This is a genomic window from Paenibacillus sp. FSL A5-0031 (assembly GCF_001956295.1).
Classification (GTDB): domain Bacteria; phylum Bacillota; class Bacilli; order Paenibacillales; family Paenibacillaceae; genus Pristimantibacillus.
This window is the reverse complement of record NZ_MRTD01000018.1, coordinates 68,619-94,353: the sequence shown is the minus strand read 5'-3', so window position 1 is coordinate 94,353 and position 25,735 is coordinate 68,619. Positions and strand designations below refer to the sequence as shown.

General features: G+C 45.1%; 18 protein-coding genes. 5 read left to right on the top strand and 13 right to left on the bottom strand.

The features are described 5' to 3' along the window. Positions 1-158 precede the first annotated feature (158 nt). Entirely contained in the window at positions 159-1,865 is a 1,707-nt protein-coding gene (locus BK120_RS26345; RefSeq protein WP_076270484.1) for an amylo-alpha-1,6-glucosidase, read from the bottom strand. Between the two features lie 315 nt (positions 1,866-2,180). After that, positions 2,181-4,424, bottom strand: coding sequence for an FAD-dependent oxidoreductase (locus tag BK120_RS26340; RefSeq protein WP_076270483.1), 2,244 nt, complete (start codon positions 4,422-4,424; stop codon positions 2,181-2,183). 123 nt (positions 4,425-4,547) lie between these two features. On the opposite strand from BK120_RS26340, the gene BK120_RS26335 reads away from it, so the two are divergent. Further along, positions 4,548-5,354 carry an AraC family transcriptional regulator gene (locus tag BK120_RS26335; RefSeq protein ID WP_076270482.1) on the top strand — a complete coding sequence of 269 codons (807 nt, stop codon included), beginning with the start codon at positions 4,548-4,550 and terminating at the stop codon, positions 5,352-5,354. 214 nt (positions 5,355-5,568) lie between these two features. On the opposite strand, the gene BK120_RS26330 is transcribed toward BK120_RS26335, so the two are convergent. From BK120_RS26330 to BK120_RS26295, 9 genes are all read right to left on the bottom strand, one after another. Continuing rightward, positions 5,569-6,648 (bottom strand): S-layer homology domain-containing protein, encoded by a 1,080-nt coding sequence (locus BK120_RS26330; protein WP_076270481.1) that lies wholly within the window; start codon positions 6,646-6,648, stop codon positions 5,569-5,571. 123 nt (positions 6,649-6,771) lie between these two features. Beyond that, positions 6,772-12,429 (bottom strand): cohesin domain-containing protein, encoded by a 5,658-nt coding sequence (locus tag BK120_RS26325; RefSeq protein ID WP_076270480.1) that lies wholly within the window; start codon positions 12,427-12,429, stop codon positions 6,772-6,774. After that, positions 12,429-12,599, bottom strand: a complete 171-nt coding sequence (locus BK120_RS35545) for a hypothetical protein (protein ID WP_179089900.1) — start codon at positions 12,597-12,599, stop codon at positions 12,429-12,431. Before BK120_RS35545 ends, BK120_RS26325 begins: the two co-directional genes overlap by 1 nt. 42 nt (positions 12,600-12,641) lie before the next feature. Beyond that, positions 12,642-13,490 carry a carbohydrate ABC transporter permease gene (locus BK120_RS26320; protein WP_076270479.1) on the bottom strand — a complete coding sequence of 283 codons (849 nt, stop codon included), beginning with the start codon at positions 13,488-13,490 and terminating at the stop codon, positions 12,642-12,644. An 18-nt stretch (positions 13,491-13,508) separates the two neighbouring features. Further along, the gene (locus BK120_RS26315; protein ID WP_076270531.1) at positions 13,509-14,378 is read right to left on the bottom strand and encodes a carbohydrate ABC transporter permease; all 870 of its coding nucleotides are present in this window, start codon (positions 14,376-14,378) and stop codon (positions 13,509-13,511) included. 115 nt (positions 14,379-14,493) lie between these two features. Continuing rightward, a complete protein-coding gene (locus BK120_RS26310; RefSeq protein WP_076270478.1) occupies positions 14,494-15,846 on the bottom strand; it encodes an ABC transporter substrate-binding protein in 1,353 nt (450 codons plus the stop codon). Positions 15,847-15,948: 102 nt separating this feature from the next. Further along, positions 15,949-17,385, bottom strand: coding sequence for a response regulator transcription factor (locus tag BK120_RS35540; RefSeq protein ID WP_076270477.1), 1,437 nt, complete (start codon positions 17,383-17,385; stop codon positions 15,949-15,951). Continuing rightward, entirely contained in the window at positions 17,357-19,156 is a 1,800-nt protein-coding gene (locus BK120_RS26300; RefSeq protein ID WP_076270476.1) for a cache domain-containing sensor histidine kinase, read from the bottom strand. The genes BK120_RS35540 and BK120_RS26300 overlap by 29 nt, the downstream gene beginning before the upstream one ends. Positions 19,157-19,497: 341 nt before the next feature. Then, the gene (locus BK120_RS26295) at positions 19,498-20,802 is read right to left on the bottom strand and encodes a BclA C-terminal domain-containing protein (protein ID WP_083682480.1); all 1,305 of its coding nucleotides are present in this window, start codon (positions 20,800-20,802) and stop codon (positions 19,498-19,500) included. 712 nt (positions 20,803-21,514) lie between these two features. On the opposite strand from BK120_RS26295, the gene BK120_RS26290 reads away from it, so the two are divergent. Genes BK120_RS26290 through BK120_RS26280 form a run of 3 tightly spaced genes read left to right on the top strand, consistent with a single transcriptional unit; the run spans position 21,515 to position 23,380 of the window. Next, positions 21,515-22,369, top strand: coding sequence for an ABC transporter ATP-binding protein (locus BK120_RS26290; protein ID WP_076270474.1), 855 nt, complete (start codon positions 21,515-21,517; stop codon positions 22,367-22,369). Next, positions 22,362-23,015, top strand: coding sequence for an ABC-2 transporter permease (locus BK120_RS26285; RefSeq protein ID WP_076270473.1), 654 nt, complete (start codon positions 22,362-22,364; stop codon positions 23,013-23,015). Before BK120_RS26290 ends, BK120_RS26285 begins: the two co-directional genes overlap by 8 nt. Next, positions 23,015-23,380, top strand: coding sequence for a GntR family transcriptional regulator (locus tag BK120_RS26280; RefSeq protein WP_076270472.1), 366 nt, complete (start codon positions 23,015-23,017; stop codon positions 23,378-23,380). Before BK120_RS26285 ends, BK120_RS26280 begins: the two co-directional genes overlap by 1 nt. A 71-nt stretch (positions 23,381-23,451) precedes the next feature. Here BK120_RS26280 and BK120_RS26275 read toward each other — a convergent pair whose 3' ends face one another. Together BK120_RS26275 and BK120_RS26270 are read right to left on the bottom strand one after the other, a co-directional pair. Next, positions 23,452-23,820 carry a DoxX family protein gene (locus BK120_RS26275; RefSeq protein WP_076270471.1) on the bottom strand — a complete coding sequence of 123 codons (369 nt, stop codon included), beginning with the start codon at positions 23,818-23,820 and terminating at the stop codon, positions 23,452-23,454. Positions 23,821-24,163: 343 nt separating this feature from the next. After that, the gene (locus BK120_RS26270; protein WP_076270470.1) at positions 24,164-25,042 is read right to left on the bottom strand and encodes an SDR family NAD(P)-dependent oxidoreductase; all 879 of its coding nucleotides are present in this window, start codon (positions 25,040-25,042) and stop codon (positions 24,164-24,166) included. 165 nt (positions 25,043-25,207) lie between these two features. Here BK120_RS26270 and BK120_RS26265 point away from each other — a divergent pair, with 165 nt between their 5' ends. Then, positions 25,208-25,678: a MarR family winged helix-turn-helix transcriptional regulator gene (locus BK120_RS26265; RefSeq protein ID WP_076270469.1), complete on the top strand. Its 471-nt coding sequence runs from the start codon at positions 25,208-25,210 to the stop codon at positions 25,676-25,678. Positions 25,679-25,735 lie beyond the last annotated feature (57 nt).

The following is a 25,735-nucleotide window of genomic DNA, read 5'->3' as shown; positions in this document are numbered from 1 at the left end:
TGAAGTGTATCATGGACCTCTTTTACCAAACAATGAGAAGCAATTCCAGCAAATTTGCTGTGGACGACAACCCACCAATCACAAATGAGATCTTATTCCCATAAACGTCAAAAGCACCTCCCGTCAGCCTATTATTGGCTTATTGGAAGTGCAGTGATTCATTCGGTTGTATACTCATTACCCAAAATGAGGAACACGCTCGACGTCCATGTAAAAGCTCGATCACGTAAACCTTGACCCGTCATCGCATCAAAATTTTCGGCCATCCCGCTTCGGTCCAGCATGGCGCAGAACCGGCGTGAGACCATCTCAGCAAGCTCAAGATCTCCTGCAGCGGCAGCACCTTCAACCAGTATCATAGTCGAGGGCGCCCAGATTGGACCGCGCCAATAGCCGTCAGCACTATAGAAAGGACTATTCACACTCTCCGTCGCCCAGCCATTAGCAGTTAAGAATCTGTTCTCATCACGCAGCCCTTCTAGCAGTGCAGTACGGATATGCTCAGGTAGACGTTTGCCCAATATAATTGGAACGAACAATAATAGGCTGTCACCTTCTGATAGCTCATGCGTACCTGATCGGCAGGCTGTAAATTGACCATTTTTCCAAAAATGGCTGATCATTTTTTTCATTGTTCCCTCAGCAAGCTGTCTCCATTCGACTGCTTCTTCCACATGACCGAGCCGTTCAGCAATTTCAGCTAAAAGCTCTGCTTGAAGAATAAGAAAAGCTGCTAAATCAGGGCTCTCTACCGGAATGCCATTATTAAACGCCGTACTGTTATCCCAGCCAGAGTCGTTGCCATGATTGTATTGCGGAATGCCATCGCTATCGCCATCGCGGTAGTTGAACCACCATTTTGTCCATTTGGACAAAGGCCCATAAACCTCTTGAAGCTGCGCCTCCTTGATAAAGTCCGTTCGTGCCATCATCCAAGCAAGTGTCCATCCATGAATGGGCGGTTTGTTGCAATTCCACAGTTCATATTTATCGTTGATGAAATCCGGGATAAGCCCGCTCTCATCCTGCCGGTCAAAGAAAATCATAAACTGATCCCATGCTAGCTTCGGATCATGGCGAACAAGCGCCATCGCATTAAAACAGTGATCCCAGCTCCAAATATTCGTCATCCAGTTCTTTGACATATACATCGCTGGCCGAGTGAGACAGCCTTCTGCCGGAACAAGGCAGGACCACGTAATATAAGCGGCAAGTACTCGGCTTTCTTCCCAGCGTTGTGGCAGCGTTAAGCTATTATTCAACCACAAATTAAACTCTTCCTTCACTTGCTTAACGACATCATCAAAAGGTTCCCAAGCCATCCGCGGCTCCAAAATGGTCCTAAACTCTTCAATAGCAAATTCTATTTTACCCGTTTTATTGTCCGGCAAGAAGTTTGCGATAACATATGAGCTTTTGATTTTGTCCCATGGAACTTCCATCCGCAGCTCGCCAACAAGCGCAGAAAGCATGAACCTGCATTCATGGGTGAAGCTGTTTACTTCCCAGCTGCTAGGTGACGCTTGATAGGCATAATCGTAAGCGGCCGTACGGAAGGTCAAGCGAATTCCGCAGCCGTTCGCGCGAACTCGGAATGTCCGGCTGTCAGATATACAAATTTCTGCCGTTAAGCCGCGTTCCGAGATCAACTGAATCCGCTCTGGGGAAGCTTTGGACAGGAAAGATACAGATTGGCCGCTTTCATCAAGCATATCGATATGGAAAGCTTCGCCGAATTTATCATCGCCACCGCGCACGGTGCGCATATATAGGCCTTGTTGTCTATCTTTGGCTTCAGGCAAAATGGAGATCGCTAGGAACGATTCTCTTCGACTGAAAGGTACTATACTTAAGTCAAAGTTCATATCTAATCTCCTTTACGGAATAGTATACGCTTTCATTGTATCGAAAGGAGTCTTCGGAAAAAACGGACAGTTGTTTCTGATGGGTGGGAAATTTGTTTCGTTAGAGGCTTTGTTTATCACGACGGGGGAGTTTTGTTCGATGAATGTTGTACTTTTGTTCGAATTGGTATTCAAAATAGTTCTTAAATTTGATCGTATACTTGAATGATTATTTTGATGGAGCCTTGTCCCCTTTTTTAAAATAGAATAAGTAAGAGGGTGTCCTCATGCCATGAGATTGGCAAAGGCACCCTCTTTTTTCCAGATTAAACCTTATCATTTACAACTGTATACTCTAATCTCCACAATTTCCGCTCGCGGGCTGCCATTCGTACTTTCGACAACCAATCTTAGCTTATTGGTTTGTACTCCATTTATGGAATGAACTCTTTTTCTGGTTCGATTGTTTATTTCTCTATGCAAAACAGCCCACCCGTTGTTTGCCCAAGCTTCAATTCGGTAGTCTTTGACGAGCTCCGGAATAACTAAAAAAGGTGTTTCGTGATGATGGAGATTAATTAAATCCTCGTTTACGTCGTCGTTGAAGGTCACATGGATCTCGGACACATTCGTCGCTTCAATTAAATCAACCTCAATCCATTCGTCAACACCGGCTTTCAGCGGTTCCGATACCCAAATATGCGGTCCGCCGAACGGTCTTGCGTAACCATCGTTTGCCTTGCTCGCCGCATAGGCTCCCGTTGCTGCCGAGAAACAAAATGGCTCGCGAACCAACCGCTTCATGCTCCATTCGGTGACTGGCGTATACCGCTCGTCATCATTGCGACTAGAGTGTTCTGTATGCATGCTCTCAAAAGCGAGTACGCCTGTTAACGGAACAGCCGACTTGAACAAGCTGACTCGGTCGTTTGCGCGGACGATAAGAAATGCATTTTTCGCCGCTTCATCGCTACCTTGCACGAGCGGAATCTCGACCCATTGCCGCTCACCCGTGCTTACTTTCACCTTCACACTATGACGCAACGTTGCCGGAATGTAGTTTTCCGCACGTCCGGTATCCCACAGCTCAACAGTAAGCTCACTTTCCCCGCTTGCTGACAGCAGCAGCTCGAACCTTCCGATCTCACCTTCAATTGGAAATAGCAAACCGACGTCCTTTGCAAGGGGGTACGCCTCCGATGGCTGATCCAAGCAAATTCGCGTTAAAGTACTCGAAGCGCTCATGGTTCCTCGCCTAGCCAAGTCCAATTCATCCATGTTCCGTAATCCGATAATCGAAGCGTCACTCTTAAGCAAGATCTGCTGAAGTTCGGCAATATGGTACTCACGCAGCTCGCGCGGGGTTACGCCTTTCATGACGGACAACGCGGCTCCTGCCCCCGCAGCTTCTCCGATTACCGCGCAAGTTGCCATTACCCTCGTCGTGCCAAAAGCAACGTGCGTCGCGCTGATGTTCCGTCCGGCAAATAACAGATTGCTCACGTTTCTTGAATACAAAGAGCCGAACGGAATGTGGTAGATTCCATCCGCATGCAGATGCTTAGATCCACTCTCAGACGCATACATGCCTTGAGGGGGATGCAAGTCGATCGACCATCCACCGAAGGCGATGCTGTCGTCGAATGGACGCTGTGCCAAAATGTCGTTTTGATTCAATACCGTGTCGCCAATAAAGCGGCGGTACTCCCGCTTGCCTGGGATCGAGCCCACCCATTCGAGCGTCATCGTCTCCGCATCGAATTGACCCGAATTTTTGATATAGTCCCAAATCCCATAAATGACTGACCACAGCTCATCGCGGATTCGCTCGTTCTCATGAACGGTATCCAGCTCTCCACCCCATTCGATCCACCAATAGTGGCAGCCCGAATCGCCGCTGCGTATGACTCGTTTGATTGGAATGGATGTCGTCAAAATATCTTTAGCAAATGACGGAGCGACAAACCGAACCGGCTTGCCGGTATCCTTCGTGTAAAACAGCAGGGTGCTGCCTAACGTAATGTCGTCCGCGACCTTTGGCGCCCAATCCTCCTCGTATTCGTGCTGCGCTTCACGCCCTAGACGATAGGCGGCTCCCGCCAGGAAACCGACCAACCCATCTCCCGTGCAATCGAGGAACACTTCGCTCTCGAAGCGAATAAGCCGCTCCGAGCCCATCATCCATCCGGTAACGGCGCGGATAACTCGCTCTTCAAGCTCTCCATCCGCTTCGACTTCCCGGACGTCTGTGTTCAAGTACAAGCTGATGTTCGGTTCCGCGCGAACGGCTTCCAGCAGCGTCAAATCCCACAAATAAGGATTCCCCTCGGGATTGCGGTACTGGTTTTGGATGAACAACTCGCCCATGATCCCCGTCTCACGGGCATAACGATTTACTCCATGACCGGTTGCACCGCATACCCACACTCTCACCTCCGAGCTGGAATTGCCCCCCAGCACTGGACGGTTATGAACAAGCGCCACTTTCAAGCCCAATCTTGCTGCGGCGATAGCCGCGCAAACGCCTGCCAACCCGGCTCCAACTACGGTAATATCCGTTTTCACTAACTCATTTCTCATGGCAATCTCCCCCTGAATATAAGTTGTGTGTATCTTCAATTTCAAATATATTGCTATTCAAAGTATAATAAAATGCACTATAATGACTTCAAGGATATACTTTATTTCGAGGAGTTTATGAGAATGGAACATCCCGCGCTATGGTCGCACACACCGACTGTAATATCCTATAACTATTGGCAAAATATCGATCGATTCCAGCTTTCCATGGACACTTACGCCAACTGGGTTATGTTCATACCTGAAAGCGGCCGTTTTTCATTCCAGATTGAAAGCCAAGAGGGGGAATCCAGCTTCGGCAGCATCGTCATATGCCCTCCTCATATTGCATTCCATAGAGAAACGCTTGAGAAGTTAACTTTTCACTTCATTTTGTTTCATTTAGCCGAAACGAACGCCAACATTCACACAACGACAGAAAGCTATCCACATGGCCAAGTGATTATCAGGGACCCGGATCGCTTAAGATCAAATCTTCGCATGCTTCGTAGGCTATCGGGGCATGCGAATCAACAAGCGCAGCTTTGGAAGAACACGATTATTCACGACATCCTCCTGCTTGCCAGTGATCAATTCAATCCATTTCAGGAATCCATGCCAAGCGCGGAAGATCCTATGCTTGAAGCCATACTCGAGCGTTTGCAAACGCTCGCCTATACACCTTTCAACATCAATAGAGTGGCCGCTGAATTTGGTTTAAGCGCTGTGCAGTTGACGAGAAAGTTTAAACAAACCTTCTCTATCAATCCTAGTGAGTACATCACATCCTTACGAATCAATCGAATAAAATCTCTTTTGATGGAAAGCGATTATACTTTGCAGGAAATTGCTGTACAGTGCGGTTATGACAACGGATATTATCTCAGCCGTATCTTCTCGTCACGTGTCGGAGTAAGTCCTTCTGACTATCGGAAAAATAACAAAGTATAACGATATGAAAAGCTCAATCTGACTGACGTGTTCTCCGGAAAGTGCCTACCTAGTAGATAGCATGCAGAGTATGGTTCCAAAACAGAAGCCCAGTCCGAATGGACTGGGCTTCTATTAGAATAATAAAATTGTTGAAAGTTTCCGCGAGATTCGGGTCTAACCTGTATACCACAAAAAAGGAGATTACTCAAAAGTGGTAAGCTCGCAACCAAGATCATTCGCTTTCTTCTAAATCAGTTTCCGAGATAGTATCCAAAATTGAGAGGATCGCCTTTACTGCCTCTGCACGGGTAGTGAATTCGTTTCCTTTAAACCAATTATTGCCTCTACCTTGCAACAATCCTGCATTGACAGCAGCTGCAATAGACGGTTCGGCCCAGCCCATCATTTCTTGCGAATCGTTAAACGCAGTGCGGGGAACATCATTTGTATCCAGTTTTAATGTTCTAGCCATGATTACCGCTAATTCGCTGCGTGTAATGTCTCTAGCTGGCCGGAAGGTTTTGTCAGGAAATCCGGTTATAATCCCCTTTTCTACCAACGCCAACACACTCGTATTTGCCCAAGCTTGAATAACTTGCTGATCTTTGAATATAGTTTTGTTTTCTTCGGGATATAGTTCCATCGCTTTAGCTAGCATTGCAGCAAACTCTTCCCGTGTGATTGATCGGTCTGGGCGAAAGGTAAGATCCGGGTAACCAACCACAAATCCTAATTCCAACGCGCGTAAAACATTTTTCTCCGCCCAATGTCCGGCTATATCCTTTAATTGAATTTGAATCTGCGGTTTCAATCTAAAATCAATTTTTTTGCTCACATCGATAGTACTAGCATCCAGATCCCTCGTCATCAATTTCACTTTTGATAGTTCAGCTGTGATCGTTATCTCTACCTTTTTCTTGCTAATTACATCAAATTGAATTTTCGCTAGATCGAGATTCCCGTTATCTCCTTGCTGGTTCCCTGTTTTCGCACCAAATATAAGTAATTTCCCCGGTTCCTTGTCAAAAAGCTTGTGAAAAGATGCCGGACTGAATGCACTGACTAACTTTTTAAAGCGCAAATGCTCCGCAGGATATTGGATGGTTAGTTCGTAACCATAGACAAGTTTAGCATCTTTTGCAGAAACAGATAGCTCGATTGTATCTCCAGGCTTCACCTCATCGGTCCGACTAGTAAATTCAAATGTGGCATCGCTTGCTGCTGCTTGTACATTGTTTGATGGTTGCAGGATTGAGGCTGCGATGAAGCTAATGAGTAAAATAATTCTCATTGCAAAACGCGAATATTTCATCCTATGCTGTCCCTTCTTTGCCATAACTTAACGAAAGGGGGAATCCGAAATCCCCCTTTCGTTATCCGAACATGGTACGTCATCTCTTAGTTTAACTAGATGTGCATTCGCCTAGCTCTAACACTATTTATTCAGAATTAATCTAGCAACGAGTACAACATCTTCAAGACCAATTTCTCCATCATTATTGAAGTCCAGATGTTTCACTTGATTCCATTCAGGATCATGTTCCGTTATTCCATATGCCTCAACTAGCTTCACTAAGTCTCCAATAGTGAACTTGCCGTCTTCGTTCACATCGCCTGGTTTTGCAACATGAACCGCTTTGCTGTAGGTATTCAGTGCTTGCTTTAATGCTGTAATTGCAGCTTCCAACTCAGCTTTTGTTAATTTCACATTATCCGCGGCGGCTTGTGCTTGTTGTAATGCTTGTTGCAGTGCTGCTTTTGCTTCTGCTGGATATTGGCCTGGCAAGCTTCCCACTTGGGCATTCTCTAAGACTTGTTCCACTTCTGCAATTAATTTGTTCAGATCTGACTTATCAACTTCCTTCACGCCTTGAATCGTTACTTTATATTCTGTGCCGACACCGTAGATTTCCTCATCCGGCGCATTGGCAAGCTGCAATTCCGTTACTTTAATCGATGTAGCAGCATTTTCTGCCGTTGGCGCAATCGCTTTAAAATGAAGCTTCACAAGTTTTTTGTTGGATGATCCAGCATCCTTCGATACATCTACGGCGATAAATGTTAGTTCTCCCTCGTCAAGCTTATAATCAACAATGATGAATCCTTCTTTCTCGCTCGGTTCAACGAAGCTTTCAAATTGTACTTGGGCAGGATCGAATTGTAACGTTGCCTCCTGGGCTTGATATAACTTTGTCCCTTCAGATAGACCATAGGTAACCTCAAAACTTTCTCCAATTTGAACTTGTTCGGGACCTGCCAATACAGCTTGATCGCTCGGCTCCTCTTTGATCTCAGCTGCCTTGAATTTAGCGATTGCCGCATTCAACTGCACCACCTCGGCATCTACCGTTACCTGTGAGACTCCCGGATCGGCCTCAACTGCTTCTGCCGACTCAATAGCCGCTAGAAATTCGTTCTTCGCCGCAGCAGGGTATTGACCGGCTTGATCGCCGACCACGGCCGTATCATGCAGATGTCTTGCCCCGTTAATTGCGCCTGTCAGCTCGCTTTTGTCAGCTTCTTGCACGGTTTCCCCCATAAACTGCATCGGACGCAGCTCCTTATGATCTTTCGAAGAGCCGATTCCGCCGCCCCATTCGAAGAAATCTCTCCGGCCCGCTCCGTCGTTCTCATTGAACAACAAGCTGAAGCTCAACATTCCCTTATCTGGATGAACCGGAGCAAGTTCGCTCCACGGCAAAGCAATATAGTAATACGTATATTTCGTATCTTCATCGCGTATCACTTTCGCCTCCGCATTTGTCACGTCTCCCGCTTCGACCCCCTGCGGAGCGACCCAGCGGTGGACGACACTCTGCCCGTTCGGACAAAGCGCAAATCCGTACTCGTACTTATCAGGTATTTCCTTGCCCGCTACACCTGAGAAGATTGCGAACTGGATCCCGTCGCCGGTCCAGGATGAGGAACCGCATTGATCCTGATAATGAATGTCGTCTTTTATCTTAGCTGTCAAATAGAGATGCTCCTCATCCCAATTCAACCAGAAGTCGCCGCTTAAATCATCTGGTCCCTTCCAGCCTTTTACACGATTGTTGCCCGATTTAATTAAATTCAGGGCATAATCGGGAATCTCAGTTTCCTGCAAATTCTCGCCGGAAGCCGTTTTCTTGATAATCGGATTAAACTCGGTGAAGCCATCCAATGCTACGGTCGCAGTTTCTTTAAAATTCAGCTTCACTTGATAAGCGTAAGGTTTTCCGTATGCAGGAATCGGAATATCTACACTTCCTCGCCATGTGGAAGCAGGTGGAATCGCTTCATTATATGGTTGTGATCCAGAAAGCTCGCCCAGCTTCCAATCTAAGCTCGTTAGCGTATAAGCGGATACGGCTGAATTGTTCGTGTAAGAGATTTTCAACTGGCCCGTCTGTTCGTCCATGGATACGATATACGGCTCGACTGCCATGCCAAACGGTTCCTCGATTTGCGCGTTCACAAGCAAGTGAGCACGCAACTGGCCATCTACTTTCACATTGGCAATATAAGTCCGACTTCCAATCTCCGGAACCGCAGGCAGAGAGACAGGTACGTCAAGCTGCCCATTCGCCGGAACGGATACAGTCTGCGTGACGCCAGCCATTTCAACCTCGGCATCCATTGCTGTAGCGCTGCCCGTATTATCGAGTTTTACACGTACGCGAACATGATCGTTCACAGCTGCAACAACGTCATCCGCAGAGAATAAGCCACCAGCCTGAATGTCGGTAATGTTGCCTTTTACATAAAACACCTGATTGCCAAGCTTTAAATAGACTTTGTTATTCAAAGGCACAAGCGTCTGCTCTTCTCCGGTGAAATCCGTTACGATAACAGGACTATCCGTCGTCAAGACAACCTTTTGCGGAGTAAGAGACCATAGAACGCGTAGATCTTCGCCATTCTTGCGGAACAGATAGCTCCTTACGTTGCCGTACACCTGCTCCTGCTCAACATATTCCCCACCGGTCAGCTGCCTCGTCTGAACCGCATAAGTTGCAAAAGCAGGCTTGGCCGTATAAGCGCCCCGCTCATCTTCCTCGTTTACAATGATGCCGAAGTTATGCTCCCGGTTCTCAGGCTCTGTACCGTCATTTTTCAAATCGTACCAGGTGATATTTTCCACGCCTTCAGAGATCGCCAGCACATTATAACGGGCAAGATATTCCGCTTGTTTATCCTCCGAGACGCCATCTCCGCCAAGCTTCGTATGCCAGCCCGCTTCCGTCAGCCAAAGCGGTATGTCCTTGCCGCTGGTATTATACTTTGCAACCAGCTTGTTCAGCTTGTCTAAATCCAGATCGCCGCCTTCAGGGATTTGTGGAAAACGGTACGGGTGAACGGAAACGCCGTCCAAATAGTTCAGACCGCCAAGCGCAAACAGTTCTTCAATCCAGGCATAAGGAATGGTCACTCCGGCAGGGCCGATCACGCGTACATCCTCGCGAAGCTCCTTTACAGCATCGTACGTCTCTTTCACCAGCGGAAAATAATCCGATGCAGAAGCTCCGCCGCCAAAAGCGTTATATTCGTTCCATACTTCAACCTCTTTGATCTGTTCTCCGTAATGATTCAATACGGCGCGCGCGTAATTCGCAAAACCTGCTACCCCTGCAGGATCTTTAATATGAAAGCCGCCGGGATATAGATTATTGTTGTAACTCAGCACGATAAGCGGTGATATTTGTTGCTGCTTTAAGGCCGCCATATACGAATCGTATTGCTCTGGGAATTGATAAACGCCCTTTTGCGTCTCAATCGCCCCCCAATAAAGCTCGTCTCGTACCATGCTGACACCCAGTCTGGAAATAAGAGGAATCAATGTTTGATCCCAGCCTTGACCGAAATGTGTAGCCAGACTAAATGGCGATGATTGGCCAATCGTATCCGCGTTCGAAGAGAGCACCGTAATTGGAGTTGTCGTTCCTTTCACAATTCGTTCACCGTCTACAGCCGTTACATGGAGTTTATAGTACCCTTTGCTAAGTGTCGGCATGGACAAGGTTAGGTTACCGTTTTCTCCGACCACGGCCGAACCTTCGCCGAAGGGGGTACCCCAATAATTTTCCAGTTTCCAATTGACCCGTTTTGCAACCGTTTTTAGATCAAGGCTGATTGGTTCCCCCACAAGAAATACATTTCCCGTTGTCGTCGGAATAATCTTCATATCCCGCGTCTCTGGCACGTATTTGTTCACGGTGACCGCCGAGATCACGACATCCTGAGCCGTATCTACGGATGCTTTGGTATAATAAATACGATAATCCGTGCCGTTGGCACGATTGGAAAACTTGGCGTGAGGCAGAGTGACGATAAACGTCTTCCATATCCCTGAATCCGTCAATTGAATCGGGTTTGCTTTCGTAAATCCGCCCTTTATGGCATCATACTCAGTCACAATCGTGCCTTTGCCAACATCGAGGTAAGTCACCACAACTTCGATCGGCAAATCCACATCGTAAACATACGTATCGTCTACATTGAAATACAAGTACTTCGCGCCATTAGCCGTGTCCGTCGTCCAGCCTTCCTGCTCTGATCTTACAACGATCGGCGCCTTATTTTTGGCATTGTCTCCCGGGAACACATTAATTCCCTCGTACTTCCAGTCGCTATTTAACTGAGCTTTCACTGACTGCACGTCGCTGTAGTTATCCAAAGGCCGGATTGAAACCTCTCTGAAATAAACGTCCGTCTCGCTGGTACCCATTTCGCCTGACCAAACGCCCAGACGCATGACTCGCTTCAAGTCCGCCTGCAGAACAATAAACCGCTCCTTTTTCCAACTGTTCGTACCCGTCAGTCGGATATGCTTCATATCACGCCAGCCGGTGTCATTCAGGTAGGACAAGGCGAACTTCCCAACAGGTCCGTCAAAATATTCGACCGTCACTTCGACGCGATGATCACCTCTAGAGACAAATTCCTCATCGGTCACTTCCATATAAAGAAAGCTGCGGGAATTGCTTTTATCCGTGCGCCAGCTGTCCTTGCCTCCAATAACTTCGGCCTTCCCGCTCTGATCCCGCAATTGCGGATCTCCTGGAAACATATGCAAGCCGCTGAATACGGGATTCGCACCTAATGTCGCCGTAACAACCTCATGACCTTGCTCCGGATCGTCAGCTTTCGAAATTTTAATGGAGCCGATGACGACATCTTCCCCGATCCCTGCCAATCGAATTGTCGTATAGTCGGCGTCCACTGGCTGAAAAACGTGTGTTTTCCACTCATTTGTCCCCGTCAATTGCACCGTATCCGAATCAGTACTGCTATTTGCTGCGGTGAAACGCAAATTAAATTTGCCTGTGCCGCGATCGAAATAGTCGACTGCCACTTTTTGATTTTTCCCGCTTCCATATGAACTATCGAGATCAAAGTACATGTAGGCGTAATTATTGCTGATTTGCGTAGACCACCCCTCCCTGGAAGCATAGGAGACTATCGGCTCAGCGTACTTTTCATTACCGCCCAGCCGCACTTTAATGCCCTCATAGGTCCTGTTGCTTTTCAAAACTGCCTGCACCGAGTTTGCTGTACTGTAATCCGGCAGTTTGGATACAGTTACCGATTTAAAGAAGACATCCTCTTGGCTGCTCCCCATCTTGGGTCCGTACAGGCCCAGACGCATTTTTGTAATCAGAACGCCATCAGAAACGTAAAATCGATGCGTCTTCCAAGCGTTGCTTCCGGTAAGCTGAACATATTTCTCTTCCTGCCACCCGCCTTGCTTTAAATACATCAGATTAAATTTGCCGGTTCCGCCGTCGTAATAATCGACCGAAACCTCAACCCGGCTCTGCCCTTCGACGAAATAGCCAGGAGCCGCATTCAAATACATAAACTGAACTCCTCCGCTTTTGTTCGTCCCCCAACTTTGCTTACCGCCTTTTACCGCCGCTTGCGGGGACGTAGAATTATCCCCGGGCAGCACCGTCAATCCGTTAAAAATTGGATCGTTTCCTAATTGCGCATATATCACATCCGGCGTATTTGCGGACGCCGATATCCCGCCTGGTGGAATAAGTCCTCCAGATACCAATAATACGGATAGCATGACGAACCATATACGAATTATCTTTCTGCTTATATTCATTACGCACCTCCTAGAATGAATGATTGTGTTACATCAAACAGATCAGTCACAGCTCTTGGTAAAGCGCTTTCATTTTCTGGTTTTGAACTAATCTCATCACCTGTTGCTCCGGCATGAACATTTGTATTGCCGGAGCAAATCACCATCAGAACACTGACTACAATCATCATTGCTCGTTTCACACATAACTTTTTGCTTGCTATAATAATCGTTTATCCTTTGACCGCAGAACTGGAGAACCCTTGAATAATATACTTCTGGCCAATAAAGAAGACGATAAGCAGCGGTACGACTCCTGCTGTGGCGGCAGCCATCATCATGTTATAGTCCACTCCCGCTTCCAGCATGAAATTCTGCATACCAAGCGGCACCGTAAACAATCTTTTGTCCAGCAAAAAAATCAAAGCGTTTTCATAATCGTTCCACGTCCATGTAAAATCAATGATAGCGAAGGTTGCCAGAACCGGTTTGGAAAGCGGTAGAAACAATTGAAAGAAAATCCGGAAATGGCCGGCTCCATCAATGAAAGCCGCTTCAGATATTTCATGGGGAATGCTCATAAAAAATTGCCTAATCATGAAGACGCCGAATACAGTAAACAAGCCCGGAAGAATGAGCGCCCAATGAGTGTTATAAATATTCATCCAATCAAACATGATAAATTTCGGGACAAACAGTACTTGCTGCGGAATCATCATCAAACAAAGATAAAGCATAAAGATGGCATCCCTTCCCTTGAAGGGAATGCGGCTGAAGCCATAAGCGGCAAATGCAGCGAGCAATGGAGCTCCAATCATTAAAATGATCGATATTTTCAAAGAGTTTAAATAAAATAGAGCAAATCCATCGCCAGTCATCCACACTTTAAAGTGGTTGGTCCATACAGGATCAAGTGGAATCCACTGAATTGGAAAAGTGAAAACGTCCTTCGGCATCTTGAATGAGGTGCTGATCATCCAGATCATTGGCGACAACAACAGTAGACTCGCTAGTGCCATGAAGATCGTATTAAAGCTCTTGATTATTCGTTTTCTGATTATTCTGTTATTTCTAATTTCCATTGTGCGTCTTCCCCTCCGTTAGTAATGAACCCACTTTTTCTGGCCCGCCCACTGAATAAGCGAGATGCAAAGGATGATCAGGAACATGGTCCACGAGACGGCTGACGCGTACCCCATTTCATAAAAGCTGAACGCTTTCTTATAGGCGAAAATAGAGAAAACCGTCGTACTATTGGCAGGGCCTCCCTGTGTGATGGCATAAATCATGCCAAAGCCCTTGATGGAGCCGATGAAGCCGGTAATCATCAGAAAAAAGGTGGTAGGACTAACCAAAGGAAATATAATCAGACGCAGCAGCTGCCCAAACGTCGCTCCGTCCATCCTTGCCGCTTCCAGCTGCTCGGAGGACAATTCCTGCAGCGCGGCCAAATAAATAATCATGTTGTACCCAATTCCGCCTGCGGTCACCATGATCAGCACCGCATACATCGCTGTATCTGGAGAAGCAAACCATAGGGGAGGCTCCGAAATGCCAATTGATCGCAGGAATGCGTTAATCGGACCGTTGGAAGGCTGAAATAGCACCATCCATACAAAGGCAATGGCGATGCCGCTAGTGAAATACGGAGCGAAAAAGAACGCACGCAGCGTTTTCTGGAAATATGTCCGGTTGTTGAGTATGACAGCAATTAGAAATCCGAGCATAATCGAAATCGGTACAGGGACCAACAACAGCAAGGTATTTCTGACCGATACAGCAAATAAATCATCTCTCACCATCATTCTAAAATTATCCAATCCGATAAAACGCGGGGTTTGCCCGCTAGCGAATACCCAATCCGTAAACATTAAATAAAAGGAGAACAGAGCCGGAACGAGCATAAATACCATCATTCCGATTAGATTGGGAGCAATGAATACATAACCAATCAGCCTCTGTCGCTTCATCCAACTCACGATCGGTCACCGCCTTTCTCTTTTTATAATGTAGCTTGCAGTATCCAGCAGCTTGCGGCTAAGGGGATGCGGCGTCAAAGGTTCGCTTCCCCTTAGCCTGACGACTTTATTTAGATGTTGTTTGCAAATTCCCGTTATGCACCCGCGCTAATTCCTTCGCGCCTTCCTCAGGAGTCAGCTTTCGGGAAAACACGTTGTCATAAATTGCCTGCTGCTCGCTGCCTGTCTTCCGGTCCAGACGGCTCAGACCGAGTGGAAGGCTTCCGAACATGACCCGCTTAATTGAATCAAGGTCATAGGTATCCTCCACACCTTTGAACATAAGGGCAACAGCCTCATCGACTGGAAAATCCTTGGATGAAGGCACTCTTCCGCCTGCCGCCATCGGCAGCATTCCACCGTCTGCGTACCACTTGATAAATTTCCAGGCAGCTTCCGGATGCTTGGTGCGGGGATTGATAGCAACCACGTCTCCTAAGCCGCCAGCGTTAATGTAATCGGCCTGATCCATGTTAACCTTGGGAGCCGGCGCCGCCGCCACCTTGAACGACCGTGGGAACTCTGCCACATTGTTAGTCGTACGGAAAATCTGGTTCGTGGAAAATAGCATTGCGCTTTCTCCCTTCACAAACATCTGGTCCAAAGCGGGCTTCGAAGTAATCTGCTCCGTATGAGGCATCAAGCTTTTATCCGTAAACATCATGTCCGAATAAACCTGAAGCGCTTTGACCGTCAACGGATTGTCGAAAGCTGAAGTACCGTCCGGATTCGTCAGCTGCAAGCTTTGCTTCAGCATGGAACCGTTGATAGGCACATTGAAGTAATAATCGCTTTGCGCCAATCCCCAAACCTTATCATCCTTCAGCTTGGCGGCATAATCCCTGAACTCGTCCAGTCCCCATTCCGTAGGAACAGGCAGTCCCTTGGCATCGAGCATGTCCTTGTTCAACCAGACAAAGGATAAGCCTTTCTGGGTTGGAACGCCATAATACTTATCGTCCACCTTCCAAAAGGCGGCACCTTCACCCATTTTTTCGTTCACATCATAGTCAGTAAAACTGCTTATATCAAGCGCGTTTCCTGCTTTTATACGCTTCTCGTAAAGGCTGTAATCATAGTTTACGTACATGTCTACGGGCTGGCCGGACATGAGAGCCGTATCCAGCTTCAGATTGCCAGCTTCATCATTGACGAACCGTACATACTCCACCTGAATATCCGAATTTTCTTTGTTCCAGTTGTCGACAACCTCTTGGGGTCCGTTCTCGGCCGGCACAGCTCCCCACATAGTCAGTTTGACCGGATCTGCGCTTGCAGTTGCAGTGGGCTCGGCGCTTGCGGATGTCGTTGGTCCATCCACTCCCCCATTGCTGTTACCGTTTCCGCCACAGCCAGCAAGCATCAGAGACACCGCCACAATCGAAGTCAAACCTGCAACCAATCTCTTTCTGTTTCTCATCTTTCTTGTAACCTCCCTAATCGGATGTTTAATACATTCCAACTATATCAACTCGCTCTTGGGTCTATAAGAGACGAAACTTGCGGATTGGCTGTATAAAACTTATATATTGTTCTCCTTCCTAAAGGAGCTGGGTGTTTGTCCAACCAAGCGCTTGAACACTTTGATGAAGTACGCATCGTCAGTGAAGCCCGTCTGACTCGCAATCTCTTCTACACTGAGCTTGGAATGCAGCAGCAGACGTTTGGATTGTTCAATACGAATGTTTCGCAAATAGGCGATTGGCGTCAATCCCGTTTTTTTGCCGAATACGGTGCTCAAATAGTCTACATTGATCGCTACCAGACTAGCCAAATCCGTAACTTTAATATTCTCCCTGTAATGCTCCAGCATATATTGAATCACCCGGTTCACCTCTGGATGGTCTGTATAGCTTATATGCTCCACTTGCTTCTGCCGAATAAGCTCCCGTATTGCTTGCAGCATAAGTGCAAGCAGTGATTCATGGCTTACGGCAGAGTAGATGTCTGTCCGATCCTCCGATTTTCGTCCTGCCAGCATCGTCACAACATGAAGCAGATGAGTTGCTCGTTTTTTCACTTCCACATGAGAAAATGACGAGTCTTTCATGCACGACCAAATCAGCGTTGCTGCCTCCGTGCATTTTGGTTCATTCCTCTCTTCAAAGCAGCGAATCAAATCAGCCTCCAGCTCCTCGATTGGCACCTTCTCGTGTTTCTCCCCTATCGGATCAGTATCACGACCGTACCAATCGCCGTTTAATTGATTCAGCGCATGCAGCCAATCATCGGACAAACGGGACAAGTTGCTAATAGGCGTTGTTTCAATCATCCGCTGGGACCGGATCTGGCTGACCGACTCTGACTTCTTCTGAAAGCTCCAGCAAAAGAAAGTGGTCTGACCCGCATCATGGAAGGTTTGGACAAGCAGATATTTTTCCGGCCGGATTCCAACTTGATCCATGCGAGCAGGTGCGGCACCGCTAAGAGTGACTACAATCTCTAATCTCAGACTGCTGAATTTCTCCACCGCCAAGACAAGCTCCGCTGCATCTGCCTGAGCCGATACTCCTGCTCCCAAAATAACCGCCCACGTGCGGTGATAATAAGGAAAAAGCGCCTCTCCAGCCCCTTTAAGCTCTGCAAGCAAATCCTGCTTGATTCGTGCCAAACTTTCCAGCAAAACATCATCATTTAAGGATAGTTTCAGCAAATAGTTGGAAGCTCCGTATTGAAGCGCATCCCGTGCATAATCGAACTGGTTCATAGCCGTCAGCATAATAAAGCGGCTGCGTATTCCGGCTTTCCGTGTTTGCTTCAGCAATTCAATTCCGTCCATGCCAGGCATAACAATATCGGCGATGACGACATCTGGCTTCAAATCCACAATAGCCGAAAGCGCCTCATTGCCGTTCCCCGCTTCGCCGACAACACAAAAACCATGGCTTTCCCAGTCCAAAATTTCTCTGATGGCTTCTCGAACAAATACTTCATCTTCCACCAATAAAATCGTCCACATGTCCGTCATCTCCTTTCTGTGAATAAGGCGCTGCAATCAATAATGGCATACGTATTCGAACGAGGGTCCCTTCCGCGCCCGATATAAGTTCAATCACTCCCTCACGCTTAAAGAGCAGCTCCAGCCTTTCTCTTAAATTGCTTAGTCCAATCCCGTGTCCGCTGCGTCTCCCCTTATTGCGGGCTGCCTCTTCCATGCCAATTCCGTTATCTTCCACTTCCAGAACAAGCTCGCTGCCCTCCGCTCGCGCCCTGACCCATATAGTGCCACGACCTTCAGTCATGTTAAAGCCGTGGGCGATAGAGTTTTCTGTCAGAGGCTGCAAACTAAATTTGGGAACAAGCGCATACTGTACCGATTCCTCTGTTTCATATTCGATTGTAAATTGTTCTCTAAATCGAAACGCCTGTATGGATTCATAGGATCGCAGCAATGTGATCTCTTCTTTAAGTGGAATCAGCTCAATATCGGAATTCAGACTAGCCTCCAATATTAAGCCTAATGAAGTACAAATACCCGCAATGGCGTCCTGTTTCTCTTTTCTTGCAATCCATTTGACAGTGTTCAACGTATTCAAGAGAAAATGCGGGTTCATTTGGTAGAGCAGCATTTGAAAACGGACTACCTGCTTTTGCCGCTCTTCCTGTTTCAGCTTAGCAATTAGCAGCACAACATCATCAATCATTCGGTTAAAGCTATCGCTTAGCGAACGAATTTCATCTGTTGCACCTTGGTTGATCGATATTTTAACATTCAGCTTCTTGTCCGACGCCTCTTCCATGCTTCGTTTCAAAACATACAACGGCTTCGTTATTCGAGACGCCAAAAAGAAGGTTACCGTGATGAAAACGATTACCAGAATAATGAGAAACATATAGATCATCAGTCTTAATTGCTTCACTTCACGCTGAAGTTCACTTAAGGGCATTTGACTAACGACATACCAATCCAGCTCCTCCACATAACTGTAATTGACTAGTGACAAAGCGCGTTCATCTTTGTAATGTCCATTTTTTGCATGTGAAGAAATGATCCTTTTCATGCTGTCCACACCGAAAGCGGATTCCTTATTTTGCAAAATGATTTCTTCTTGCCCGGTAAAAATGGTTAGATCCTGATTAACCGGATTATCTTTTAGCGTATTGTTGAACCATTCCTGAATGTTGATGCTGATACGTGCTAATCCGTAATTTCCCCGCAGCTCGTCGTCCAGCATCGTATACAGACTTAGCAGCTTATTTCCTTGACTTCCTCTTACATCATTCCAGTCGTTCGCTACCCACCGGTAAGGACGCAAGCCGGTTTGCAGCTTTTTTTGCCACTCCTGCAATTCTTTCCGCTCGTTTGTCAACTGGTCATTGGGAGCATAGGAGGTGTATACATTGCCGTTACGGTCGATAAAACGAAAATACAGCTCCGTCTGATGGAAGAAAAAGCTGTTGTTGATCCCAAACATTTTGCTTTCTATTATTTTCTTTCGTACAAAAGGATCATACTTATCAGGGGCGTGCATAATCTGGATCAGGCTTTCATCCTGACTCAGCATGGTATTTGCTTTATAGGAAAATGCCATCATATCCGTCAAGGATATATAAACCTGCTGCATACGCTCGGACATGCGGTCTATCATGTCATTCTGCCGAATCGTTTCGAAATGCTGAAAAAGATAATAAATTGCGATGCACAAAGGAAGCATCAGTAATGTGATATACGCGATAAACAGTCTATATTTCAACGTATTTGGGAGCCATTTTCTCCTAGATTGCATCATTTGTGTATCATTCACTCCTCATATCGTTTTTGAGCCTATCAAACGCACCTTTCATTTTATCACACTCAAAAACTGAACCATCAGATTAAAAACTTGTATTTTTATATAACAATTCTTAGAAATTGAGCACTAAGGAGTTCATTTCGTCTAACTGACTTATCCAGCTTGAGTTGGGCATTCCAACATATAAAAAAATCACGCCCAATGGACGTGATTTTTTTATTTTGGTGCAGTCTAAAAGTGAATCAACACAAACCTCACCACATTAAATTACATACATTTCATCTGGATAGTTCTATAAATTACATTGAACTTATCCTTTCACAATTTTGAAAGAAATCCTAAGAACTTATTTTCATAATAAGAATGGAAGCATTTGAATTGATTTGAGTTCCCCCGGCATTGGTTTGTAAAGTAACGCTAGAGGCGCTGGAATGATTTCTTAAAGTTAGTACATCACTAGCGGCAGCAGTAATAATAATCATGCCTGGATTAGATTGAGTACCAGCACCCGAGCCATACACGCTTCCACCAACAGGGGCACCATTCTGATATAAGGTAAATTGATTACTTTCTACTGCAGTTACAATATAATAAACGGCATAGTCTCCAGCGTTATTTATCATAATTTGTGATGTATTCGGTGTATGGGTGATGTTATTTAGATTACCATTGCTATCGAAAATAATATCCGTTTCTACCGCCACTGACTGACTACCTGTATTGAATACATAACCGTAAGCTGACAACCCTTCACCTGTCGCTCCTGTTGCACCCGTTACTCCTGTTGCTCCTGTTGCTCCTGTTTCACCTGTCGCTCCCGTTACTCCTGTCACTCCTGTTGACCCCGTTGCTCCTATCTCACCTGTCACTCCTGTAGACCCCGTTGCTCCTGTCTCACCTGTCGCTCCTGTTGACCCCGTTGCTCCTGTTTCACCTGTCGCTCCTGTTGACCCCGTTGCTCCTGACTCACCTGTCGCTCCTGTTGACCCCGTTGCTCCTGTTTCACCTGTCGCTCCTGTTACTCCTGTTACTCCTGTGACTCCTGTTTCACCTGTTGCTCCTGTTGCTCCTGTTGCTCCTGTTTCACCTGTTAGTCCTGTCGCTCCTGTTGACCCCGTTGCCCCTGTTGCCCCTGTTGCTCCCGTCGCTCCTGATAATCCTGTTGTCCCTGTCTCACCTGTCGCTCCCGTTGCTCCTGTTGTACCTGTTGTCCCTGTTTCACCTGTCGCTCCACCTGGATTTCCTGTTGGACCAGTTACTCCTGTAACCCCAGTTGGACCTGTTGCTCCTGTTGCTCCTGTAACCCCAGTTGCCCCTATTGATCCTGTCACACCTGGATCACCTGTTACTCCTGTTGTTCCAATTGGACCTATTACTCCTGTCGCTCCTGTTGTTCCCGCTCCCCCCGTTGCTCCTGTTGTTCCTGTTGTTCCCGCTCCCCCCGTTGCTCCTGTTGCTCCTGTTGCACCTTTAACACTCGCTGCTCTATGCTTTTCTTTGACATTTACTATAACTTCCTGTCTAATACCACACTTACAATTCCTTTCCTTACACTTATGGCATCGTTTTTTTCTAAATTGAAAATGCCTGTGATTGTAACGAGCAAAACGTTTTTTTACTGTTATCTTCTTCAGTGATCTCATCTCCTTAGCTGCACCATATGAATCAAAATAATGTTAGAACGCCATTATACAAAGCCTTCCTAAACAGCGATAACCAAGGCAATATCATATTAGACTGAACCTTGGTCCCATCCCTGACTACGACCATTTTCCCTCTAGAACTGGTTTCACTTCTACACTATTTATAAATAAGGACGAGTCAGCGCCGCTGGCTTGTCTCGCCCATTTGAGAATAAAAGATTTGATTAACTTATCGATGTTTTGAATCTTCACTGACTAATCCACGCCAAATAAACAAGTAAATTAGGCTGGTGTAATTTTAAGCAGCTTCGGATTGCTTGAGCCATGAGCTGTTACACTCCGCACACTTTAAAAACAACTCACCCGGTAAGCTCCGTTTTTACTTTTAATAATCACATCACTCATTGAGCAATTGCTTATTCTGTCATTCAACATAAGGCACTGTATATCGTATGAATGACATTCGTGTAGGGCATGGGCCAATGTTCTAAAATGAATTTTATTACATGATGGTTTGTTCCTTGGAGGTCTTTTCACTCCCCCCTCGGTGCCAATTCGACTCGATTAGCCCTTAATCGACAAAAGTATACCAAACTACGATAAACAAGAAATAAACAAACTCATCCATAAATTTCTTGTTATTGACATGTGAATGACTTCAATGATATATTGTGCATGCACAACATACACAATCTGAAAAGGAGTTGATTATATGCTTGCGTTAGAAATTAAAAATTTAAATAAAAAATATGAGCATTTTCATTTAAAAGACGTATCTTTTCAACTGGAAAAGGGTTATATTATGGGATTTATCGGAGCTAACGGCGCAGGAAAAACAACGACAATAAAAGCCATTTTGAATTTGATTCATAAGGATAGTGGCGAGATTAGTATTTTGGGCAAGGAGATGACCAAACACGAGCTCGAATTAAAACAAGAAATTGGCTCTGCCTTTGGTGACATCAATTTCTATACTCGAAACAAAGTCAAAACATTAACTAATGTAATCAAAAAGTTCTATCATAATTGGAATGATGAAGCCTATTACAATTATCTCAAGAGATTTAATTTAAATGAAAACAAAAAAATAGCTGAATTATCAACAGGGATGAAAGTGAAATACAGCTTAGCCATCGCTTTATCACACGGCGCAAAGCTGCTTATTCTTGATGAACCAACAAGCGGGCTTGATCCGGTTGCAAGGGACAATTTATTGGATATTTTTCAGGAACTAGTAGAAGATGGTGAAATCAGCATCCTGTTTTCCACTCATATCACAACTGATTTGGAAAAATGTGCCGATTATATTACTTTTATCGATAACGGTCATATTATCAACAGCTCTGAGAAAGAAGAATTTATTGATACCTACCGCTTGGTGAATGGGAAAGAAGAACAATTGGATTTGATAAAAGACCAGTTAATCGCCTACAAAAAGAATTCATTCGGCTTTACAGCCTTGATTCATACTAAAGATTTTGATCCCTCTTGGAATATTAAATCAACTTTGCCTAGTCTTGAGGAGATTATGATCTATTTCGCGAAAAAGGAGATTATGCATGTATAATTTACTAATGAAAGAATTAAAGCTAGGCGTAAGCCCATTCTTTTATATCATGCCTTTTTTGACGGGTGCTTTAATGCTAATTCCATCATGGTTATATTTCCTTGTCATCCTCTACTTCTGTTTCCTCACGATTCCGAATATGTTTGCTGGGTATAAATCTCAGAATGATTTGATATTTACCAACATGCTGCCTGTAACCAAAAAAGACATTGTAAAAGCAAAGGTATACGTTATTGTTATTCTGGAATTAATGCACATCATTGTTGCCATGATATATGGTTTGATTACTATTCGCTTATATCCAAATCTGACCTATTTTTTCTTCAAACCATCCTTTGGTTTTTGGGGACTATGCTTCGTTATGATTGCGATCTTCAACATTATCCTTATATCGATGTATTATAAAACAGCCTATAAATACGGCGCAGCAACGATTGTGTCCATTACAGCTGCGATACTGTTTGCAGGAGGCGCAGAATGGCTCGGAATACAGAATTCATTTGTGTATGATCTTTTCAAAGGAAATGGTACTGATCATTTGGGAATTCATCTATCCATCTTGTTCTCGGGCATCGTCATATTTGCGATATTTACGATAATCGCTTATCATATTGCAATCAAACGTTTTCAGAAAGTGGAAATTTAATGAACATAGCTATTTCGAACTCATCTGATAAACCGATCTATCAGCAGCTTTTTGAACAAATTAGCGCACAAATTCTAAAAGGTGAACTAGAAAATGGTTACAGCTTACCTCCCATACGACAAGCGGCCACAGAGCTTCGTGTTAGTATCATTACCGTAAAAAAAGCGTGGGAAGAACTTGAACGGCTTGGCTTGATTTATACCGTAACCGGCAAAGGCTGTTTTGTAGCCGAGCTCTCCCCTGATGAGATGCTGCAAAAACGTAACGAAATGATTATGAAGCAAATGGTTCTTGACACCTCCTATTACAAAACATTCGGCCTTTCTTTAGAGGAAGTTTTCGAGCTTTTGAAGGAAATCTATTGAATAGGTTTAAAACAAATCAACCACGTCCTATGGGCGTGGTTGATTTGTTTTATTGGTGAATTCCACTATCCTTACCCAAATAGATTGGACAGTTCATCTGCATATAATAGCACTACTGCAGCAGCTATCAAAAGATTTAATATGGCAGGGAATATTTTTCCGATTGGATGTTTGACTCTGAAATGCGTGAGGCACGCCAATAGCATCATGACGCCTACCAATAATGCGGTCCATGCCGCAATCCCCGCATACCAATAGCCGACAATGAGTCCTATGCAGGCAACAATTTGAACGTAGCCCGTAATGACGCGAAACCATTGAGGAAGTTTAATCGAATCAAACAGTTCAACCTGATGCTTTGCTCCAACAATCTTGCTTCCTCCAAAAAAAGCCATGGAAAAAAGCAGCCAACTTTGAAGAATAATGGCTAGTATATGCATTTAAAATACTCATCCTTTCTATTTTTTTAATCAGACACCATTCGGTGTCCTATTTCATAATAGTACACCCACATATGTCTTGTAAAGCATTTATTACGATGTAATTTATGAAAATTTTATCCATTTAACGGTTTGGATTCTTAATACTCCGCATGCCAGCTCATCATAAAACATGACGCTTTTATTTTGGCAATATTTTAATGGTGCATCTCCCCATAGGCTAATGAGCAAAAAACCACGTCCGATGGACGTGGTTGATTTATTTATTATGGTGGAGCTTAGAGGATCCCTGATTTCTGCCAGCTAAACGCTCTCCTCCTATGGTTAGTTTCCACTGATCCGATCAACTTCCAAAGAAGCCTTTCTGCCCTAGAATATCACATGTATCATTCCATAATTTACTTTGCATCTCCTTCATTCCCCCAGGATGCACGGGTACTATGGGATCGCCGGCTCCAACATTATAATATCCGCCTGATTTTCCCTGATAGTTAGGATCAGTCATTAGACGAATAATGATATCGGCTCCTCTTCGCGGATCCCCAATACGAAAGAAATGGAGCAGACGCTCCAGCATCGAGGCAAACCATAGTTCTCTTCCAAGACCCGTAACATTAAATCCCGGATTCAGTGCATGAATACTGATTCCTGTTCCATCCCATTGACGTGCAAGTTCAGCAGTAAACATAATATTTAAAAGTTTGGTTTTCCCGTATACCGAGGATGAGCCTCTAGAAGTAAAAGGTGCTGTATCGAGTAAATCCGCCGGTATCTTAAGCTCCCCATGACGGCGAGAAGCCTCAGAAGCAACATTAACAACAGTTGCACTTCCTGCTTTTTTCAAGGAATGATGCAAGAGATGGGTCAATAACCATGGCGCAAAATAGTTCACAGCCATCATTTCTGCTAATCCGTCTGACGTAATTCTCTGTTCAAATGCATGTAGGCCAGCGTTATTTAATAACACGTCAATCTTGGGAACTGCGTCTGATATTTCTTGACCCAAACGATAGACATCCTTCAGTGATGACAAATCACCATAGAAAAAGTTAATTTCAGCTGTTGGCGTCCGCTCCTTGATCATTTTTTCAGTTGCTTCTGCACGGCTCTTACTCCTCGCGGTTAGAACAAGATGAGCGCCTCGCTTAGCCATTTCGATTGCAACAAGCTGCCCCAAGCCACTTGTAGCGCCAGTAATTACAATTATCGGATTTGCTGTCATCTTCATTCTCCTTTATATGGATTGCATGTTTTTCACGGTCATTTTGACATCTTATTGCCGAAAATATATAATTGATATATGTCCACTATATATAAGTGATTGATATATGTCAATTAAATATAGAATGTGCTATCTTTGAAAAATCTAGGTTAGGTGGTACCAATAATGAATGAAGAACGTAAAGACACGCTGAGAGGACAATTAGAGCTGAAGCTCGGCGAACAAATTAACGCCCTCATCAGCGCCTCGCATGCGCTGAATGTCAGAACTTCTGCTTATTTCGATTCCTCAATACAACCAGCGGCTTTCCATATTGTGAGATGGCTGTACTCCCATGGTCCAACAAGCGCCTCTATTTTGGCAGATTCAACTGCTATGGACCGAAGCTCGGTCAGCCGTCTCGTCAAACAACTAGAGATTTTGGGTTATGTAAAAAGGGAAGGTTCTCCGGATGATCGCCGAGCGATACTTTTTACTCTCACAGAACTTGGACGCAAAAAAACGTTTGATGCTCTGCGGGAAAAGGAAAACGTTTTTTATGAACGCATATCCCAATGGGATAATCAACAACTTGATACATTTATCGAAATGCTTAAGTCCATTAATGGATTTGAGCAAAATAATGAGATCCTTTGAATTGGCCAAGGCTAAAAAATGTACGACATGATCCTAAAAAATCGCCTAATTGGGCTT

Coding starts and splice junctions, on each gene's coding strand:
- BK120_RS26290 (WP_076270474.1), top strand. CDS start 21,515: ATGCTTGCGTTAGAAATTAAAAATTTAAATAAAAAATATGAGCATTTT.
- BK120_RS35545 (WP_179089900.1), bottom strand. CDS start 12,599: ATGATGATTGTAGTCAGTGTTCTGATGGTGATTTGCTCCGGCAATACA.
- BK120_RS26310 (WP_076270478.1), bottom strand. CDS start 15,846: ATGAGAAACAGAAAGAGATTGGTTGCAGGTTTGACTTCGATTGTGGCG.
- BK120_RS26325 (WP_076270480.1), bottom strand. CDS start 12,429: ATGAATATAAGCAGAAAGATAATTCGTATATGGTTCGTCATGCTATCC.
- BK120_RS26300 (WP_076270476.1), bottom strand. CDS start 19,156: ATGATGCAATCTAGGAGAAAATGGCTCCCAAATACGTTGAAATATAGA.
- BK120_RS26295 (WP_083682480.1), bottom strand. CDS start 20,802: ATGAGATCACTGAAGAAGATAACAGTAAAAAAACGTTTTGCTCGTTAC.
- BK120_RS26285 (WP_076270473.1), top strand. CDS start 22,362: ATGTATAATTTACTAATGAAAGAATTAAAGCTAGGCGTAAGCCCATTC.
- BK120_RS26280 (WP_076270472.1), top strand. CDS start 23,015: ATGAACATAGCTATTTCGAACTCATCTGATAAACCGATCTATCAGCAG.
- BK120_RS26320 (WP_076270479.1), bottom strand. CDS start 13,490: ATGGAAATTAGAAATAACAGAATAATCAGAAAACGAATAATCAAGAGC.
- BK120_RS26330 (WP_076270481.1), bottom strand. CDS start 6,648: ATGAAATATTCGCGTTTTGCAATGAGAATTATTTTACTCATTAGCTTC.
- BK120_RS26340 (WP_076270483.1), bottom strand. CDS start 4,424: ATGAGAAATGAGTTAGTGAAAACGGATATTACCGTAGTTGGAGCCGGG.
- BK120_RS35540 (WP_076270477.1), bottom strand. CDS start 17,385: ATGTGGACGATTTTATTGGTGGAAGATGAAGTATTTGTTCGAGAAGCC.
- BK120_RS26270 (WP_076270470.1), bottom strand. CDS start 25,042: ATGACAGCAAATCCGATAATTGTAATTACTGGCGCTACAAGTGGCTTG.
- BK120_RS26345 (WP_076270484.1), bottom strand. CDS start 1,865: ATGAACTTTGACTTAAGTATAGTACCTTTCAGTCGAAGAGAATCGTTC.
- BK120_RS26315 (WP_076270531.1), bottom strand. CDS start 14,378: ATGAAGCGACAGAGGCTGATTGGTTATGTATTCATTGCTCCCAATCTA.
- BK120_RS26265 (WP_076270469.1), top strand. CDS start 25,208: ATGAATGAAGAACGTAAAGACACGCTGAGAGGACAATTAGAGCTGAAG.
- BK120_RS26335 (WP_076270482.1), top strand. CDS start 4,548: ATGGAACATCCCGCGCTATGGTCGCACACACCGACTGTAATATCCTAT.
- BK120_RS26275 (WP_076270471.1), bottom strand. CDS start 23,820: ATGCATATACTAGCCATTATTCTTCAAAGTTGGCTGCTTTTTTCCATG.